Source organism: Amycolatopsis benzoatilytica AK 16/65 (assembly GCF_000383915.1).
Classification (GTDB): domain Bacteria; phylum Actinomycetota; class Actinomycetes; order Mycobacteriales; family Pseudonocardiaceae; genus Amycolatopsis; species Amycolatopsis benzoatilytica.
The window spans coordinates 1602713-1620850 of the sequence record NZ_KB912942.1 but is presented as its reverse complement, the minus strand read 5'-3'; the positions used below and the strand labels follow the sequence as shown (position 1 = coordinate 1620850).

The window sequence follows — 18138 nt, the reverse complement described above, 5'->3', positions numbered from 1 at the left end:
AGTCCCGTGATGCTAGCGGGACGCCCGACGCGGCGGCACCACGGTCCGGGAAGGGAACATTGAGGGACTCTGACCTGGATCCACCGGTGTTTGTGGTGGTGTAGGTCGTGTCTGGACGCGCAGATGCCCTCTGGCCTGGGATGATTGTTCTTGCGACAGAGCAATTGTCACCGAGGGAGAGGGCATCTGCTGGATGCGATCATTGCATACTGCCGGGGCGGTGTCGGCGAGGTTCGACGATCCGAATCTCGTGTCGCATGCGGGGCTGGTGCCGGTGATGCGGCTGGCCGAGCGTGCCGGTTTGGGCGGGCTGGCCGACGAGCTGCTCACGCTGGGGACCACGGCGGGGGCCAACGCCGGGGCGAAGGTGTCGACGATCGTGGCCGGGATGGCGGCGGGCGCGGACTCGATCGACGATCTGGACATCGTCCGCCACGGCGCGATGCCGCGGCTGTTCGCGGGCGCGCGGGCGCCCTCGACGCTGGGCACGTTCCTGCGCGGTTTCGCCCTCGGCCACGTGGCCCAGCTGCAGAACGTCGCGACCGGGGTGCTGGCGAAGCTGGCCGCGCACGACCCTCGGCTGCTGGGCGGGGCCGGCGAGCTGGCGTTCCTCGACATCGACTCCAAGATCACCCGGGTGTTCGGGGCGGGCAAGGACGGCGCCGCGTTCGGCTACACGAAGGTCCGCGGGCTGAACTTCCTCGCCGGCTGCCTGTCCTCGCCGGTCTGCGCACCGGTGATCACCGGGACCCGGCTGCGCGGCGGGCAGGCCCACTCCGCCCGCAACGCGGTGTCGTTCGTGCGCGCCAACCTCGCGACCGCCCGCGCCTGCGGCGCGACCGGGACGCTGGTGGTCCGGCTCGATTCCGGTTTCTACCACGGGGAAATCCTGGCCGCGATCACCGAGGCCGGCGCCCGGTTCTCCGTCACCGCACCGCAGAACCCCTCCGTCCGCGCCGCGATCGCCGGCATCGGCGAGAACGCGTGGCAGCCGATCGCCTACGCCCGCCCGGTCTACGACCAGGACAGCCGGACCTGGGTCCGCGCCGCCGACGTCGCGGAAATCCCCTGCACCGCGTTCGCCAACCCCACCCGCAACGGCCAGCGCATCACCGCCCGCCTCGTCGTCCGCCGCGTCCGCGACACCGCCCGCGACGCGACCGGCGAACTGTTCCCCGCCTACCGCTACCAGGCCGTGTTCACCAACACCGGATTCGACACCGTCACCGCCGAAACCCACCACCGCGGCCGCGCCGGGACCATCGAGCAGATCTTCGCCGACCTCAACGACTCCGCCCTCGCCCACTTCCCCTCCGGACGCTTCGCCGCCAACGCCGCCTGGCTCGCCCTCGCCGCCCTCGCCCACAACCTGCTGCGCGCCGCCGGATCCCTCGCCAGCCGCTTCCACGCCAACGCCCGCACCGCCACCATCCGCGCCCACCTCGTCGCCGTCGCCGCCCGACTCGCCCGCACCGCCCGCACCACCACCCTGCACCTGCCCCAGCACTGGCCCCGCGCCGACAGCTACCTCGGCCTCTTCACCGCCACCCACCAACCCGACCCCGCCCGCCGAAAACCCCGCACAACCTGACCCCCGCCCACCCCCGACCGGAGAACCCGCAGTGGACACGCTGGTGCGACGCCAGCCACACCAACGCGCCCACCCCACAAGACACGACCCACACCCCACCACCAACACCAACACAAACTCACATCGGTGGATCGAGGTCTGATTCCCTCAATGTTCCCTTCCCGGACTCCGCGGAATGGTGACAGCTGGTCAGAGAACCGTCGCGGAACGCCTATCCCAATGCGTTCAGGAACGGCCGATGCGCATTCTGGAAAGCCCAGTCGTAGTAGTGGTCCCAGTTCACCGACCAGGTCATCAGCCCGCGCAGGGCCGGCGACGGGCCGCCGCGCAAGGCGTACGAGCCGCAGCCGGTGCCGTGCGCGAGGCAGGTCAGCGCGGTGTGCACGTCGTCCGGGGAAACGAACCCGTTGCCGGCGCTGACCGCCGCGGGCACGCCCACCGCGATCTGGTCGTCGCGCAGGCCGGGGAAGGTCTGACCGGTGTTGGCGACCTGGAAGCCGGAGCGCAGCATGTCGGTCATCGCGATCAGGAAGTCCGCGCTGCCCATCGTGTGGTAGGTCAAAGCACCGGATTACCCCTTTGTGGGCACCAGAAAGGGGTTTCGGCACCCACGCCGCAGCAAGCAGACGCCGTGGCCCTCGCGATCAATCACTACTGCTGTTTCCCCGACAACTGAACAAAGAGGGCCCGTTTTGTCGTGCCTGTTCGGCCGAGACAGTGAGTTCCATGGGCGGACCTCCGCATGCGGTCAAGGCGAGGAGGATAGCCGTCGCGGTGCCGCCAGTCGTCGTTAGTTCTTCTCGCCGTGGAGCGGGTCATGGCTTGTTTCCCACGATGATGTTTCCCATGGCGATCGGCGAGTCGGACCCGGGAAGCCAGGAGCTGCCAGTCGATTCTCCCACGGATTTGCGGTGTGGACCTGCGTTCGCAGTACCTGATGCGGTCTCAAAACCGCCCCGCCGTGCAGCCGAGAGGAAGGCGCGGCGGGTTCTTGCGGCTGGGTGCTGCCGGACCGGTCGCTGCCCCGGTTAGGGTGTGCTGGAGGGTGTGCCGCGCTTTTTGGCAGCGGGGAATAGATGGCAGCTGAGGCTTAGCTGAAGGCTGGTATTTACCGCAGTGCCGAAGGAAATTTCCCCTTCGTCGGTCCTGTTGTGGAACACGGCGTCGTGTGATCCGGGTGCGTCGTGCAACCGCTGGGGCTGCGGGTCGAATCCATAGCGCTTGGCGATGGTCCCGATGACGGCGAGGGCTTTCTCGTAGTCGGCGTCCGGCAGGTTCCCGGGCACCACGTGGTCGCCCAAGCTTGCCTGCTCGCCGTCGTTGCCGACGCCGGGGAACCGTGCGCCACATCCTGCTCGCGAGCCGGTGGCGTTCTCACTAGGTTTCCAAGGCCCCAGTTTGGGGATGGCGGCGGTGAGGGCTTGGCGGAGTTCGGTGTCGAGTTGCTGGTATTGCTGGCGGGCTTGGTCGGTGTCGGGCAGCCGCATCAAGGCGGCCCAGACTTCTGCCGGGTCTCGGTCCACGTTGTCTCCTGGGAAAGGCGACTTTTCGACGCTGCACGCAGTCAGGGCTGCGGCGGCCAGGGCTACGGCGAGCGCCGCTTTCAGGCGGCTGGGCCGGGTCATCGGGGACCGTCCGCGACGACGGTGCCCTTGTACTGGGCAAGATCGGCACCGTGTCCGGTCGTGATGGCGGCCATGTTGTAGAGGCTGGTCGACTGGGCGTCGAGGTAGCCGCCGTGGTCCTTCGTGGCGTTGAGCGGGCCCGCTTCGGTCACGCTGGCATCGGTGGACATCTGGTGGTAGTTATTCGCGTCCGGGCTGAAGTAGGGGCTGGGTCCGAGCGCGCCGGTGTTGCCGTAGTTGGGCACGAGGGTGTCCCCGGCGTCTTGGGCGGCGTACAGGTGACCCTGCGGGACTTTCAAGTGCTCCGCGCCTTGCCCGGGGGAACCGAACAGCATCGCGTCCTGGACCGGCGCGTCGTGGCTCAGCGCGCATCCGGTGTCGCCGCCAACGCGTCCCGGCACTGCCCGGCCGCGACCGTCGCTTTCCCACCCCGAACCGCGCCGGCCACCCGCCCGACTGGCTCAGCACAGTCCGCACCGCGCAGCTTGGCCACCTTCTCCCCTGCCGATCGGCACGCAGCCCGCAGCGCCTCGGGCACCGTCGTGAACCCCATGACTCCCCTCCCGTAGTCACCCGGTCACACTACGGGACCAACAACGCCGAATTCAACGACCGCCACCCGCGGACAGGCCATCTACCTGGAAAAACGCGGAACTCTGCTTAGGGCGGTCTAAGCAGGATTACTCAGCCCAAGCCCGTTACCGCCCGGTTCTTCGTGCCACCCGTCTGCAAGCGGAACAGGCACGAGCCACGGCAAGCGGTCCCGGCATCAATGGGAGGAGGTGCCTGGACCGCGACACTAGCCGCTTACCAGGCTCAGCTAGACCATTACTAAAATTGTCTAGACCTATTCGGCCGAAGCCGCCCGGGACCGCGAGCCGTGCTTCAGCGCCAGCCGAGCTCCGGGGCCACGTGCGTCAGGATGCTCTCCAGCACGTGCGCGTTGTACTCGACACCGAGCTGGTTCGGCACTGTCAGCAGCAGCGTGTCCGCCGCCTGGACCGCCTCGTCCTCCTTGAGCTGCCGGACCAGCTCGTCCGGCTCGGCGGCATACGAGCGGCCGAAGATCGCCCGGGTGTTCTCGTCGATCATGCCGATCTGGTCGCGCGAGTTGCGGTCGCTGCCGAAGTAGGCCCGGTCCAGGTCGTTGGTCAGCGCGAAGATGCTGCGGCTCACCGACACGCGCGGCTCGCGCTCGTGCCCGGCCTCCTTCCACGCTTCGCGGTACGCCTCGATCTGCTTGCGCTGCTGGACGTGCAGCGGCTCGCCGGTCTCGTCGTCCTTGAGCGTGGAGCTCTGCAGGTTCATGCCCAGCTTGGCGGCCCAGACCGCGGTCGCGTTCGAGCCCGAACCCCACCAGATCCGGTCGCGCAGGCCCTCGGAGTGCGGTTCCAGGCGCAGCAGGCCGGGCGGGTTGGCGAACATCGGACGCGGGTTCGGCTTCGCGAAGCCTTCGCCCTCGAGCAGCTTCAGGAAGACCTCGACGCGCTCGCGGGCCATGTCCGCCTCGGTCTCGCCCTCGGCCGGGGCGTAGCCGAAGTAGCGCCAGCCGTCGATGACCTGCTCGGGGGACCCCCGGCTCACCCCGAGCTGGAGCCTGCCGCCCGAAATCAGGTCCGCCGCGCCGGCGTCCTCGATCATGTACAACGGGTTCTCGTAGCGCATGTCGATCACGCCGGTGCCGATCTCGATCTTCGACGTCCGCGCGCCGATGGCGGCGAGCAGCGGGAACGGGCTGCCCGCCTGCCGCGCGAAGTGGTGCACGCGGAAGTAAGCGCCGTCCACACCGAGCTCCTCGGCGGCGACGGCGAGGTCGATCGACTGATGCAGGAAGTCGGCGGCCGACCGGGTCTGCGAATGCGCGCTCTCCGACCAGTGGCCGAACGAGAGGAAGCCTATCTTCTTCACGCCTCGTCAAACGTTCAACTATCCGGTTTCATTCCCGGCTATCCGGCGCGCAGCTTCGCCGCCAGTTCCTCGCCGACCGTCTTAGCCGCGAGCAGCAGGTCCGGCTCGTCCACCCCGCGCAGCTCCAGGACCTGCAGCCGGCCGGCCAGCGGCCGCAGCCGGGCCAGGTCGGCGAGCGGGTACGGATCGTGCAGCACCAGACGGCGCAACGCGGGCAACTCCGCCAGCGCCGCGACGTCCTCCGGCAGCAGCACGCCGTTGACCGTCACCTTCTCCAGCAGCGGCAGCCGCTCGATGCCGCGCAGGGACCGGTTCTCGGCGCGGTTGTGGACCGCCAGCTCGGTCAGCGCCAGCTCGGCCGGGATCGGGTGCAGGCCGTCCGCCAGCCCGGGATGGCGCAGCGACAGCGAGCGCAGCGGGGTGCCGGCCAGCGTCTCGAGCGCGGGATAGCTCCGCACTGTCTTGCCGATCGTGAGCAGGCGCAGCTTCTCCACCGACGAACCGGCCAGCCCGGACAGGTCCCGCAGCGAGCTGTACGCGGCGACGGTCAGCACGCGCAGCGCCCGGCACTCCGCGAGCGGGCGCAGGTCGCGGACTATTTCGTTGGACGCGATCTCCAGCCGCCGCAACCTCGGCAAGGCGGCGAGCGGGCGCACGCCGTCGCGTTCGCTGACCAGCGCGATGTCGCCGATCAGCTTCACCGCGCTCAGCGTGGTCAGGTGGCGCAGCGGGGGCAGCATCCCCCACCGGTGCACGTTCAGCACCAGGTCGCCGAAGTCGACCCGGGACAGCAGCTCGGCGGCGTACGCCTCGGCGAAGTCGAACGCCCGCCACCCGCGCAGCAACTCGTTGACGACGGTGGACTGATGCATCGCGGTGAACGGCCGGATCTTCTGCCAGGCTTCCTCGCCGCCGATCAAGGCGAGCGTCCGCAACACGGCGGCCGCCGCGGTGTCCCGGTTCGGCCCGGTCAGCTCGTCCGGACCGGGCAGCAGGGCGACGACGAACCGTCCGGCCTTCGCCAGCATCTCCGCTTGCTGCACGTCGCGCGGCGGCACCAGCTGGCGGGCCGCGTCCTCCGCCTCGATCCGCCGGCTGTGCGGATCCACCACGTCGGCGTACTCCAGGCAGGCAGCGGCGACCAGCTTCAACCGGTCCGCGACGGCCTGGTCCGTGCTGTGCCTCGCCCGCTGCAGGAGCTTGTCGAGCAGCTGGGCGACCTCGCCTTCCCGCGCCCGCGCCGCGGCCATGAAGACGACCTCGTACCAGGAGTCCTCGTGTGCGTGGCCGGCCAGCTCGTCCAGCTGGCCGCGCTTCACGAGATCGGCCGCGGCCAGGTAGTCGCGGAAGGTGCGGTGGATGAACTGGATCTGGCCGTCCGCGGCGCTTTCCCGCAGCACGGACCGCTCCAGCAGGTGCTGCAGCAGCGGCGCGGCATCGATGCTCTCCGCGCGCAGCCCCTTCTTCGCCGCGTCCAGCCGGACCAGCGCTTCCGGACCGGCCACCAGCAGTTCGTTGCGCCGCACCATCGACGAAGCGAGCCGCTCCAGCAGGATCTGCTTTTCCGCCTTGCCGAGGCCGAGCCCGTCGACCACCGCCATGCCGCCGTGCGCGGTGTCGTCCCAGCGGGTGAGCAGCAGGTCGAGCGCCTGGTCGAGCAGTTCCCGGCGGGTGCGCGGCAGGTACTGGTCCTCCCGGTACAGCGCGCACAGCAGCCCGGCCATCAGCGGGCTGGACACCAGGCCGCGCAGGTTCGGGCGGGTGTCCAGCTCGGTGCGCAGCCGCTCCGGCCAAGTCTTCAACAGCTCCCGCGGTCCGGCGCTCGGTTCCTGGTCCGCCGCCGCGGCGAACCAGCGGTCGATCACCCGGCCGAGGCCGAGCCTGCTGAGTTCCGGCAGTTCGAACCGCTCCAGGCCGACCTCGTTCTCGGTGTCGACGAACCACTGTTCCTCAACGGCCGATGGCCGGGTGGTCACCACGTACCGCGCGTCCGGGTAGGCGCGCACCAGCGACTCGACCCAGCCGCGGGCCCGCGCGCGCCGGTCCGCGACCAGCTCGTCCAGTCCGTCCACCAGCAGCATCGCCCGGCCGGACGCGAACAGTCCGGTCACCCAGCCGTCCGGCTTCTCGTCGGCGAGCCCGGGCGCGACGGCGGCCAGCAGCAGCTCCGGGTCCGTCGGCAGGTCGGTCGAGGCGAACCGGCGCAGCGAGATCGGGAAGGGCACGACGCCCTGCCAGGGCCCCTCCTGGTCGTGCCGCCGCGCGACGTCATTGGCCAGCCAGGTCAGGAAGGTCGTCTTGCCCGCGCCCGCGCCGCCGAGCAGCAGCACGCGGCGCGCGTCCGCGATGGCGCTGGCCGAGTCCGTGCCCGCGCCGGTCAGCTCCGGGTCGAGCGAGGCTGCCTGGCGGCGGGTGACCGGCGGGACGACGTAGTACTTGTCGAAGGAATAGCCGGCCGGGCCGCGCCGCCGGGCGACCTTGAACAGTTCGAATCCCGAGTTGTCCTCGCGGACGAAATCGACGTAGCGTTCCTGGAAATTGCGGTCCGGAATCGGGTCGGAATCGGCGAGCCGGTCCGGATAGGAATCGTCCGGCCGGCTGATCCATGCGTCGATGCGAGTTTCTTTGTTCTCCACCCGCACCCGCCGGTAGGACTTCGGCCGGGCCGCGGCGGCGTGCTGCACGACCTCCTCGTAGAACCAGGTCGACACCGCGAGCGCGACCGCCCCGGACGACTTGTCCAGCGCCCCGCGCAGCGGTGCCGAGTTGACCAGCCGGAACGCCAGATTGATGGCAGTACCGGTGTAGCCGTGGCTGTCCGCGGCGACCTCGCCCGCGTGCAATGCGACACGCAACTGGATCCAATCCCGTTCGGGCAGCCCGCCGTTGCGCTCGCCGAGCGCGCGCGCCAGCTCGTCCGGCAGCAGCGCGGCGAGCGGATTCTTGGAGAACTGGCCGGGAATCAGCATCAGCACGCCGTCGCCGCGGTCCTCGCGCGGGCATTGCCGCCAGGGAACGCCGGACCGCTCGAACGCCGTTTCGAGCGCCCGGTAAACGCCTTCCCGCGCCTCGATCTGCGCGGGCCGGGTCGGAAACCGGCTGAATTCCTTGATGTCGACGACGAGAATGGCGTAATGCCCGTCGACCGGCCCGGCTCCGCTCACGAATTCCACCCTACCCGGGACGCGGCGGGAGAGATCCTGGCCGATCGACGGTCCGTGAAGGGCCCCTTGAGGGAATCAGATTCCCGCAAGGGGTCCTTCACGGACCAGTAGCCGTGCTGACCCGCTGAGCGGGACACCGCGCGTCCGCCCGGAGCAGTCGCCTTGACACCACCCCAGCACACCTCGACGATGATTCATCAGATGTCTTCCCCGGATTTCCCCACCTGGCCTCCTTCTGCGAGGCCAATACCGGTCAGGCATCTGACCATTGGACTTCACTGTGGAGGCTCCATGACGACTTATCCTCGTCGGCACGCGCTCGGCATGGCGCTCGGCGGCGCGGTGCTGCTCGGACTGCCCGGCACCGCTTCGGCGGCGGGCGGGCCGGCCGTGCAGCCGGTGGTCTCCGGCGGGGCGGGCACGCCAGTCGTGCCGCCGCCTCCGCCGGTGCCGGTGTCGCTCGACGCGTGGTTCGACAACGACGCCATCGACAGCGCGAGCGCGCACGACGGCGACTTCGACGGCTCCGGCTACACGTTCCCGGCCGAGCAGATCCCGGCCGGTACCACGGTGACCGCGGGCGGAATCCCGTTCCTGCTGGGTTCGGCGGCCGCTGGGGCGAAGAACAACGTCATCGCCCTCGGCCAGCGGATAGACCTGCCTAAAGGCCAGTACTACAACATCGCCTTCCTCACCTCGTGCAGCTACGGCGGCACCGGCGGCGACGCGACCGTCCACTACGCCGACGGCAGCACCAGCACAGCGACGCTGGCCGGAGCGGACTGGTGGGGCTCCGGCGGCGCGATCAGCTCGACGTTCCGCTACGGGCCGGGCGGCGCGGTCGACCAGAACCCGGTTTCGATCGGGACCTCGCAGCTGTGGGCCGATCCGGCGCGGGAAGCGGTCGCGGTGACCTTGCCGAAGACCGCCCAGCCCGCGCCGGGCGTGTCCAGCCTGCACGTGTTCGCGTTGACGCTGCAGCCGGTCGCGCAGGGCCGTTCGGCGACCGTCCTGGACAGCCGGGCCACCGCGAACCTGGTGCAGGACGGCGGCCCGCAGGCGGTGGAGGCGACGATCGTCAACACCGGCACGGTCTGGCTCGAAGCGCGCGACCGGATCACCGTCACGCTGGAAGTCCCCGGCGGCCGCGTGCGCACGCCCGCGCCGATCACCCGGCTGGCCCCGGGCGAGCAGGCCGTCGTGCGGCTCGGCCTCACGCCCGATCGCGGTGTGCCCGCGGGAACGCCCGCGACCGGCCAGATCCGGGTGCTCGCCGACCGGTCGACGATCGCTACCCGGTCGCTGCCGGTGCCGCTGGGCATCCCGGACTTCCGGCCGACCGACGCGTCCCTGTCCACCCACCGGGCGCCGTATTGGTTCAACGACGCCAAATTCGGCATCTTCATCCACTGGGGCGTGTACTCGGTGCCCGCGTGGGCACCGGTCGGGCAGCAGTACGCCGAGTGGTACTGGAACAACCAGCAGGACCCGCACGGCGCCACTTATGCCTACCACGCCAAGACCTACGGCGAATCTTTCGTCTACGACGACTTCATCCCGAAGTTCACCGCCGCGAACTTCGACCCGCGTTCGTGGGTGCGCCTGATCGAGGACGCGGGCGCGAAGTACTACGTGCTCACGTCCAAGCATCACGACGGTTTCGCGTTGTGGGACACCAAAGTCAGCGGCCGCAACGCGAAGAAGCTCGGGCCGAAGCGGGACCTCGTCGCGGACCTCTTCGCCGCATCGCGGCGCTATACCCCGGGTCTGCGCAACGGTTTGTACTTCTCGCTGCCCGAGTGGTACAACCCGGACAACCCGTGGATGGGCCACGCGCCGGTCAACCCGTACACCGGCGCGCCGGTGCCCTACACCGGCTACACCGCCGGCCGCGATTTCGTGAAGGACCTCCAGGCGCCGCAGGTGCTGGAGCTGGTCTCCGGCTTCGACCCGGACGTGCTCTGGTTCGACATCGGCGGCGTCAACGACAGCCGGGACGTGCTCACCGAGTACTTCAACCGGGCCAAGAACCGCCGCCGGGCCAAGGACGTCACCTACAACGACCGCGGCGGCATCCCGGACCACGACTTCACCACGCCCGAGTACACGACGTACCCGAACACGGTCGTCGCGAAGTGGGAGTCGAGCCGCGGCCTGGACCCGTTCTCCTACGGCTACAACCGCGCGACGCCGGACGACCGGTACATGACCACCGACGACGTCGTGCACACCCTGGTCGACGTGGTGTCGAAGAACGGCAACTTCCTGCTGGACATCGGCCCCGACTTCGACGGCACCATCCCTGCGGTGATGCAGCAGCGGCTGCGCGAAACCGGGGAGTGGCTGCGGACCAACGGCGAAGCGATCTACGGTTCGACGTACTGGTCGCGCATGGCCCAGCTCGGCGACCTGCGGTTCACGATGCAGCCGAATTCGGCGTTCTACATCACGTCGCTGGTCGCGCCGGGAGCGCAGGTGGTGGTGGACGCACCGGTGCCGATCCGGCCGGGCGATCAGGTGTCGATGCTCGGCTACGGCGGGATGCTGCACTGGACGCAGAACAACGGACGGCTGGTGATCGACGTGCCCGCGGCCGCCCGGGCGGCCGGGAAGCACGCTTGGGTGTTCAAAGTGGACTGGCGGTGAGGGTGCGCCTGGCACGCTTTCCCGGCAGCTCCGCGCCCCACGGCAGTCCGTGAAGGACCCCATCCGGGACTAGAAGTCCGTGAAGGGCCCCTTGAGGGAATGGAAGTCCCGCAAGGGGCCCTTCACGGACCAGCAGACCTCAGGCGGCTACTCCCCCACCCGCAGGACGAGCTTGCCCACCGCGGTCCGGTTGTCGATCGCCGACAGTGCGTCCCGCACGTCCGCGAGCGGGTAGCTGCCGCTCACCGGGGGCACGATCGCGCCCTCGGCGAGCTTCGGCAGAAGTTCTTCCCACTGGCCCAGCAGGTAGCCTGGGCGGCCCATCGCGTACGCGCCCCAGCCGACGCCGACGACGTCCAGGTTGTTCAGCAGCAACCGGTTCACCTTCACCTCCGGAATCGACCCGGCAGTGAACCCGATGACCAGAATCCGGCCGTCCGGGGCGAGGCAGCGCAACGAGTCCGTGAAGCGGTCCCCGCCGACCACGTCAGCGATCACGTCGACGCCCCGGCCGCCCGTCGCCGCTTTCACCGCGTCCTTGAACCCGTCCGCGAGGACGTATTCGTCCGCGCCCGCCTCGACTGCCACCGCACCTTTCTCCGGGGTCGACACGACACCGATCACCCTGCCCGCGCCGAACGCCTTGGCGACCTGGATGACCGCCGTGCCGACGCCGCCCGCCGCACCGTGCACGAGCACCGTCTCGCCTTCGGCGAGGCGGCCGCGGCGGCACAACGCGAAGTGCGCGGTCAGGTAGTTGAACGGGATCGCGGCGGCCTGCTCGAAGGTCAGCGAATCCGGGATCGGGAACACCGCGTCCGCAGCGCAGACCGCCTGCTCGGCGAATCCGCCCAGGAACGGCAGCGCGGCCACCCGGTCGCCGGCGCGCACGTGCGCGCCGGCCGGCGCTTCCGCGACGATGCCGGCGACCTCGGCCCCGGGGACGAACGGAAGTTCCGGCTTGACCTGGTAGAGCCCGCGCGTCTGCAGGACGTCCGGGAACGACACCCCCGCCGCGCGCACGTCGATCAGCACCTGGTCGGCGGAGCGGACAGGCGGTTCGGCCTCGGCGACGGCGACGGTCGACGGGCCTTCGAGATCCTTGATGTAAACGGCGTCCATGCCCCGGACTCTAAGGTCCGGCGGGGCAGGAGTGAAGAAGCGGCACCAAGCGGTCGGAAGTGCGCGCAGGCTCGGACCGGCTCTTCCCTGCTGATCGGGCCGGCCGGCGGGCAACGGGAGCCTGCTCTGCGGATGCGGTTGCCGGCGGAGCAGCGCTCGGTCTCGCCAAGCGCAAGGATTCCCAGTGGGAGCGAAATCCAGCAGCCCCCCGCTCCGGGTCAGTCAACCCCTCACCGTATTCACTGGAATCCAGGTTAGTATTCACTACAATCCGAGCACTGCGCGGCCTTGATCGCTTTCTCGAAATTGATCAGCAAAGCGTCCTCGGAGCGACCAATGATCAACTCGTGCCGCCAATTGGTCTGTTCGGGCGATTTTCGCTGTGCCGGGTAAACGGCCGGGCACCCGTCGAGCGTCATCCGGTTGGCGCTGTACGCGGCAACCCGCACCCGACGCAGGGGAGATCATGGGAATTCTCACCGGACGCGAAGAACTGCCGATCACCGAGACCGAGGTGCCCGAGGGCTACGCGCCCGCGGCAACGGCCGCCACCGCAGCTTTCGACCCACATCAGCGGTGGAGCCGGCTGGTCGGCGGAGGCGACGGGATCATTTATGCCGTCCAAGCGGACGGCGCTCTCTACTGGTACCGGCACACCGGCTGGTCCACCGCCGCCTACCAGTGGGCGAACTGGGGAACCGGGGTGCAGATCGGGTCCGGGTGGCAGGACTTCGTCACCGTGCTCGGCGACACGAACGGTGTGCTGTACGGCGTGCGCGGGGACGGGACCGTGCTGTACTACCAGCGCATCGTGTCCAATATGGACACTGGGGCGGGCTACTGGGCCAACAACGGCACCGGGGTCGTCGTGGGCACCGGATTCAACGCCTTCCCGCGGATCTTCGGCGGTCCGGGCGGGGTCATCTGGTGCGTCGACGCCAACGGCCTGCTTTACCGCTCCCGCCGGATCAACGGCACGTTCGAGACGCCGCAGGCGCTCGGCAACGGCTTCAATGTCGCCCGATATCTCTTCTCCGACACCGGAAACGTCATCTACGCGGTGAGCGGCACCGGTTCGCTGACCTGGTACCGCTACCGGGACGGCATCGGCTGGGCGAACTACGGCACGGCCATCACCATCGGCGACAACGACTGGTTCGAACTGTTCCGCCGGGACCTGTTCGCCGGCGTCGGCAACGGCGCGATCTACCTGATCCGCATCGACCATTCCACCGTCCCCGGCGACGACGGCGATCTCGTCGAACTGCGCATGACGAACTTCCAGACCGTCGATTCCGACGGAGGAGCGCAGTGGATCAACTACGCCACCGGTCAGCTCGTCGGCCAGGGTTTCACGGTCGAACGAAGCGCCGGCTTGCAGGGCTACCCGCAGCAGCAAAGCGTGCCCGCGGGCGGCCGCGTCTCCATCGCCTTGTCGACCGCTTTCTCCTCCGTCACCGCCCAGCTCGTCCAAGTCGCCCCCGGCGGCGACACCCCTACGCCGGTCGGCGGAACCACCACCGTGACCGGCGGCCTGCAGCTGCTCGCCTCGTCGAGCTACCGCTCCTCAGGTTGCGGCTGGGCGGAAAGCTACGCCGCCACCATCCCCGCCAGCTGGCCGTCCGGGGTCTACGCCGCCCGCTTCACCGGGCGCTACAACCGCGTGCAGCACATTCCGTTCGTCGTCCGTCCGGCCGCTCCCGCGCACAAGATCGCCGTGGTGCTGCCGACGAACACCTACCACGCCTACAACGGCTGGGGCGGCCACGACCAGTACTCGGAAGGACAGGCCGGCGTCCAGCGCACCATCACCTTCCTGCGGCCGAGCTACAACTGGCTCATCGCCCCGAAGGGCCAGTACGACCTGGAGCTCTACAGCGATCTGGAACTGCTGCGCTGGCTCAGCAGCGAGAACATCGCCTTCGACTGCTACACCGACAAGGACCTGCACACCGGAGGCTGGCTCGACTCATACAGCGCCGTGGTCCTGGGCGGACACCCCGAGTACTTCTCGATGACCATGCGCACGAAGCTGGTCGACTACCTGTCCGCGGGCGGCAGCATCTTCGGCACCGGCGGCAACCAGATCTACGAACGAGCCGAGTTCACCCCGGACGGAACCGCGCTGGTCTTCCGCGCCGCGGACGGCAGCCGAGACATCTACCTGGACCACTACGACCTGCCGGAAGCGCAGGTGATGGGCGTGAGCTACGACGGCAACGGCTGGATGACGTTCGCGCCCTACCAGGTGCAGAACGACCACCCGTTCCTGGCCGGAACCGGGTTGTCGGCAGGCGACAAATTCGGCGCCCAAGGCAAGAACGGCGCGGCGAGCGCTTGGGAATTCGACACGCTGCAGGGCCTGGACGGAGAAGCCTCGCCCGCCGAGGTCATCGCCCGGGGCACCAACCCCGCCCCCAACGGCGGCGCAGCCATGACCTGCAAAGAACTTCCCACCGGCGGCTTCGTGTTCAGCGCGTCGTCGCTGACCTTCAACGGCGCGATCCGGACCGACCCGGTCATCCAGCAAATCCTGCGGAACGCGTTCGCCAGAGCACAATCCCGCCCCTCGCCGCTCGCCTAGCCGTCACGTGATGCTGTCCGCTTTACGGCGGAACTGCCGTGAAGGGCCCCTTACCGGACCCAGATTCCCTCAAGGGGCCCTTCACGGCCCTGGGTCAGCGCCCGTCCAGACGAACGAGACACTGGGCGTCACAAGAATTCCACCCAGCCCTCCCGTTCCCGGGCGACCACCCGAACCCGGTCCCCGGTGCGCAACCTGCCCAACGTCTCCCGGGAAACCACGACGACCGGCACCCGCTCGCCGTAAAGCAGCGCAGGAACCACCGCTCCCAGCACCAGAATCGGATCCGCCGCCGAAGTCACTACCGCCGCCGGGCCGGCACCGGCATGAATCAGCTCCGCGAGCACCGAAGAAGACGAAGAAGATCCGCGCCCGGACTCCATCGCGAGCACTCGACCGGCCAGGCTGGTACCCCGATCCGGGTGCCGGACGTCGCTCACCGCCCCGTTCTCGTCCACGCCGCCCCAAAAAGACACCGGTTCGCGCAGGCGCACGACTTCGCCTTCGGCCGCACCGGACACCTGGCCGACCGCCGCCGCCCGCTCACCCATGTCCGACCACTCCCGTCCGAGCCGCCCGAACGCAGCCCTCGGTGGAGGTCAGCACCACATCCACCCCGAGATTCGCCGGCGCGTACGCCGCCCACTTGCCGGAGTTGGTGGCCACCACGCGCGTGTCCGGAGGCAGCACCGGTGCCAGATACGAGCACGTGTCGGTCAGCACTGTCCATCCCGCCGAAGACAACACGTCCAGCACCCCCGATTCCCGAGCCAATGCCCACGTCCCCCGAGACGTGTTGACCACCGCGCGCACGCCGTCCCGCACCCCAGGGCCTTCCGCCGTGAGACGCGCGAGCTCCCCCAGTTCGGCCAAGCTGGCGTGTGGAGTGCCGACGCAGACCGCGTCCACCGGCCCGGCCGACGCCGTGGACAGCCGGTCCAGCTCCCGCTCGAGGTCCGCTCGGGTCACGGTGACCACGCGTTCCGGAGTGCCGCCCTGCAACGCGTCGTCCAGCGTCGGAGCCTCCGGAGTGCGCCCCACGACGTGCACGAGCGCCACCGACCCGGTCGAGGCGGCCGTCGCGCACAACGCCTTGAGCCGGTCCTCCGGCATGTCGCCGGGCAACCCGACGATGGCAGCGACCTCGGTACCGGCCACCCGGCCCAGCAACGCACCGAGCCCCGCCGCGGTCAGCTCGTCGACGTCCGACAGCGCCGAGCAGTCCAGGACCAGTCGCGCCGCTCGCTCCGAAGACAGGTGCAGACCGGCGTAGGGCGCCCGCCCGGTCAGCGCGGCGCTGATGTCGAGGAAGTCGCCGTATCGGTCAGTGCGCGCGCCCAGCACGGTGTTGGCGAACGCGATCGCGTTGGACTCCGCCCAGGCGATGTGCTGGCCGAACCCGGGCCGAGCCTCCCGCTGATACGGCGCGCAGGTGTAAGTCGGCGCCGCCCCGAGGTCGGCGTACGCGACCATCAACTCCCGCGCCGCCGCGTGCTCGACCAGCTCCGGATGCACCAGGTCGACGGCGCCGACATTGAGCGTGGTCGGCACCCGCACCCGCCCGCCCAGCTCCCGCAGCCGGTGTACGAAGTCCAGCCCGACCGGCCCGTGATAGAGGCAGGAGTCGATGTGCGCGTGGACGACCTCGACCAGCCGCTCCGCGCCGCGCGCCCGAGCCAGCGCGACGACCACCCGCATCGCCAGCGCGACCGCGGGCCCGTCCGCCCCGTCCAGCATCCCCTGTTCCTCGGCGCTGAGCGCCAGCCCGGTCACGGCCGAGCCGCCCACAGCCGCCGCACGTGTCCGATATGGACACTCATGATCCGGGTCATCTCCTCGCCGTCGCGATCGACCGCGGCCTGCAGGATGTCCAGGTGCTCGGCGGCGTTCTGCGGCAACGTGCCCTCGTCGGCCAGCGCACGCAGCCCGTACAGCCGGGCTCGCGCCCGCAGGCTCCGCACCACCTCGACCAGCGCCGAATTGCCGTGCAGGGCCAGAAACGCCAGGTGGTAGTTCGTGTCCAGGGTGATGTACCGGCCGAGGTCGCCGGCGGCCGCCGCCTCCACCATCTCCTCGGCGAGCGGGCGCAGCGCCGCCACGCCCGCCGCGACTTGGCCGCTGCACGCCCGGGCGACCGCCGCCATCGTCGGGATCTCGATCAGCGCGCGGATCTCGGTCATCGCGTCCAGCTCCGCGTCGCTGACCTCGGTGACCCGGAACCCCTTGTTCCGCACCGTCTCGACCAGCCCTTCGCGGACCAGGTCGAGCATCGCTTCCCGCACCGGCGTCGCCGACACGCCGAACTCGGCGGCCAGCGCGGGCGCCGAGTAGACCTCGCCGGCCGAGAGCTGCCCGGCGATCAGCAACGACCGCAACGACTCCCGCACCTGCTCGCGCAACGACTGCCGGCCCCGCACCGCGGGCAGGCCCACCTCGCCGGTCATCGCAGCACGAACCCGGGAACCAGCGGGTCTCGCGGATCGACGGTGAACCGGCACGTGCCCACCTGGTAGGCAGTCCCGGTCATCGCGGGCACCACCGCCGGTTTCCCGTGCACCGTGGTCCGCTCCGCGATCCACGCGCGAAATTCCGACCCGACCACCGACTCGTGCCGCAGGTCGTCGCCGGGCCGCAGCTCGCCGGTGCCGGCCAGCAACGCGACCCGCGCCGAAGTCCCCGAACCACACGGCGACCGGTCCACCTCGCCGTCGGAGAACACCGTGATGTTCCGCTGGTTCAGCCGCCGGGTCCCGTCCGCGCGCGTCCGCGGCGGTTCGACCTCCTCGGTCAGGATGGTCCCGTAGATCCCGGACAGCCGCTCGTCGTCCGGATGCACCGCCGCGTCCGCCGCGTTGAGCGCGTCGCGGATCTCGCGGCCGATCGCGATCAGCTCGGTGACGTCCCGCGGCCGCACCCGCAGGCCCACCGACGCCACCGGCAGCACCGCGTACATCGCGCCCCCGAAGGCGATGTCCACGCTCACCGGCCCGCGCGACGTCTCCACCTTCACGCCCCGCGCGTGCACATAGCTGGCCACGTTCGTGAACGTCACGTCCTGCACGACGCCGCCGGCTGTGCGAACCCGCGCCGAGACCCGGCCGGACGGGACGTCGACCACCACGTCCGTCGTCCCGTCCTCCGGCGCTTCGACCAGTCCGGACTCCACCGCCCACGCGCCCAGCGCGATCGTGCCGTGCCCGCAGGCGGTGGAAAACCCGTCCTTGTGCCAGAACAGCACCCCGAGGTGCGCACCGGCGTCGTCCGGCGGCACCAGGAATCCGCCGTACATGTCCGCGTGCCCGCGCGGCTCGCTGCACAACACCGCACGGGTCCACTGCACCTGCTCGTCGCCGATCGCGACCACCCGCCGTTCGGCGACGGTCAGCCCGTCGCCGGTCACCGCGGGCGGACCGGTCGGCACGATCCGGAACGGCTCGCCGCCGGTGTGCCAGTCAATCGTCTCGATGGGGTCCATCCTGCTCCTCGTTCTCCTGCGGA

General features: G+C 69.9%; 13 protein-coding genes. 3 read left to right on the top strand and 10 right to left on the bottom strand.

Going from position 1 to position 18138, the window contains the following annotated elements; translation table 11 throughout:
- Nucleotides 1-193 precede the first annotated feature (193 nt).
- Nucleotides 194-1591: an IS1380 family transposase gene (locus AMYBE_RS0107770; RefSeq protein ID WP_027927467.1), complete on the top strand. Its 1398-nt coding sequence runs from the start codon at nucleotides 194-196 to the stop codon at nucleotides 1589-1591.
- 211 nt (nucleotides 1592-1802) lie between these two features.
- Here the strand turns inward: AMYBE_RS0107770 and AMYBE_RS0107765 are convergent, their stop codons facing one another.
- From AMYBE_RS0107765 to AMYBE_RS0107745, 5 genes are all read right to left on the bottom strand, one after another.
- Nucleotides 1803-2153: a hypothetical protein gene (locus AMYBE_RS0107765; RefSeq protein WP_020658789.1), complete on the bottom strand. Its 351-nt coding sequence runs from the start codon at nucleotides 2151-2153 to the stop codon at nucleotides 1803-1805.
- A 466-nt stretch (nucleotides 2154-2619) separates the two neighbouring features.
- A complete protein-coding gene (locus tag AMYBE_RS0107760; protein WP_027927466.1) occupies nucleotides 2620-3216 on the bottom strand; it encodes an LppA family lipoprotein in 597 nt (198 codons plus the stop codon).
- Nucleotides 3213-3617, bottom strand: a complete 405-nt coding sequence (locus AMYBE_RS0107755; RefSeq protein WP_020658787.1) for a hypothetical protein — start codon at nucleotides 3615-3617, stop codon at nucleotides 3213-3215. The genes AMYBE_RS0107760 and AMYBE_RS0107755 overlap by 4 nt, the downstream gene beginning before the upstream one ends.
- A gap of 484 nt (nucleotides 3618-4101) precedes the next feature.
- On the bottom strand, nucleotides 4102-5124 hold the full coding sequence (locus tag AMYBE_RS0107750) for an LLM class flavin-dependent oxidoreductase (protein ID WP_020658786.1): 1023 nt from the start codon (nucleotides 5122-5124) through the stop codon (nucleotides 4102-4104).
- A gap of 38 nt (nucleotides 5125-5162) precedes the next feature.
- Complete coding sequence (locus AMYBE_RS0107745) at nucleotides 5163-8288, bottom strand: NACHT domain-containing protein (RefSeq protein WP_154676142.1); 3126 nt, start codon at nucleotides 8286-8288, stop codon at nucleotides 5163-5165.
- Between the two features lie 291 nt (nucleotides 8289-8579).
- Here AMYBE_RS0107745 and AMYBE_RS0107740 point away from each other — a divergent pair, with 291 nt between their 5' ends.
- On the top strand, nucleotides 8580-10934 hold the full coding sequence (locus tag AMYBE_RS0107740) for an alpha-L-fucosidase (protein WP_020658784.1): 2355 nt from the start codon (nucleotides 8580-8582) through the stop codon (nucleotides 10932-10934).
- 147 nt (nucleotides 10935-11081) lie between these two features.
- Here the strand turns inward: AMYBE_RS0107740 and AMYBE_RS0107735 are convergent, their stop codons facing one another.
- On the bottom strand, nucleotides 11082-12056 hold the full coding sequence (locus AMYBE_RS0107735) for an NADPH:quinone oxidoreductase family protein (protein ID WP_020658783.1): 975 nt from the start codon (nucleotides 12054-12056) through the stop codon (nucleotides 11082-11084).
- Between the two features lie 466 nt (nucleotides 12057-12522).
- Here AMYBE_RS0107735 and AMYBE_RS0107725 point away from each other — a divergent pair, with 466 nt between their 5' ends.
- A complete protein-coding gene (locus AMYBE_RS0107725) occupies nucleotides 12523-14640 on the top strand; it encodes a N,N-dimethylformamidase beta subunit family domain-containing protein (RefSeq protein ID WP_020658781.1) in 2118 nt (705 codons plus the stop codon).
- Between the two features lie 128 nt (nucleotides 14641-14768).
- Here AMYBE_RS0107725 and AMYBE_RS0107720 read toward each other — a convergent pair whose 3' ends face one another.
- The 4 genes from AMYBE_RS0107720 to AMYBE_RS0107705 are packed head-to-tail and all read right to left on the bottom strand — an operon-like array spanning nucleotide 14769 to nucleotide 18115.
- On the bottom strand, nucleotides 14769-15191 hold the full coding sequence (locus tag AMYBE_RS0107720) for an aconitase X swivel domain-containing protein (protein WP_020658780.1): 423 nt from the start codon (nucleotides 15189-15191) through the stop codon (nucleotides 14769-14771).
- Nucleotides 15184-16428: an aconitase X gene (locus tag AMYBE_RS0107715; RefSeq protein WP_020658779.1), complete on the bottom strand. Its 1245-nt coding sequence runs from the start codon at nucleotides 16426-16428 to the stop codon at nucleotides 15184-15186. Before AMYBE_RS0107715 ends, AMYBE_RS0107720 begins: the two co-directional genes overlap by 8 nt.
- Nucleotides 16410-17084 (bottom strand): GntR family transcriptional regulator, encoded by a 675-nt coding sequence (locus AMYBE_RS0107710; protein ID WP_020658778.1) that lies wholly within the window; start codon nucleotides 17082-17084, stop codon nucleotides 16410-16412. The genes AMYBE_RS0107715 and AMYBE_RS0107710 overlap by 19 nt, the downstream gene beginning before the upstream one ends.
- Nucleotides 17081-18115, bottom strand: coding sequence for a proline racemase family protein (locus AMYBE_RS0107705; RefSeq protein ID WP_020658777.1), 1035 nt, complete (start codon nucleotides 18113-18115; stop codon nucleotides 17081-17083). The genes AMYBE_RS0107710 and AMYBE_RS0107705 overlap by 4 nt, the downstream gene beginning before the upstream one ends.
- Nucleotides 18116-18138 lie beyond the last annotated feature (23 nt).

Excerpts from the sequence above, each read along its gene's own strand:
- AMYBE_RS0107770 (WP_027927467.1), top strand. The coding sequence starts at position 194 with ATGCGATCATTGCATACTGCCGGGGCGGTGTCGGCGAGGTTCGACGAT.
- AMYBE_RS0107760 (WP_027927466.1), bottom strand. The coding sequence starts at position 3,216 with ATGACCCGGCCCAGCCGCCTGAAAGCGGCGCTCGCCGTAGCCCTGGCC.
- AMYBE_RS0107740 (WP_020658784.1), top strand. The coding sequence starts at position 8,580 with ATGACGACTTATCCTCGTCGGCACGCGCTCGGCATGGCGCTCGGCGGC.
- AMYBE_RS0107735 (WP_020658783.1), bottom strand. The coding sequence starts at position 12,056 with ATGGACGCCGTTTACATCAAGGATCTCGAAGGCCCGTCGACCGTCGCC.
- AMYBE_RS0107725 (WP_020658781.1), top strand. The coding sequence starts at position 12,523 with ATGGGAATTCTCACCGGACGCGAAGAACTGCCGATCACCGAGACCGAG.
- AMYBE_RS0107720 (WP_020658780.1), bottom strand. The coding sequence starts at position 15,191 with ATGGGTGAGCGGGCGGCGGCGGTCGGCCAGGTGTCCGGTGCGGCCGAA.
- AMYBE_RS0107710 (WP_020658778.1), bottom strand. The coding sequence starts at position 17,084 with ATGACCGGCGAGGTGGGCCTGCCCGCGGTGCGGGGCCGGCAGTCGTTG.
- AMYBE_RS0107705 (WP_020658777.1), bottom strand. The coding sequence starts at position 18,115 with ATGGACCCCATCGAGACGATTGACTGGCACACCGGCGGCGAGCCGTTC.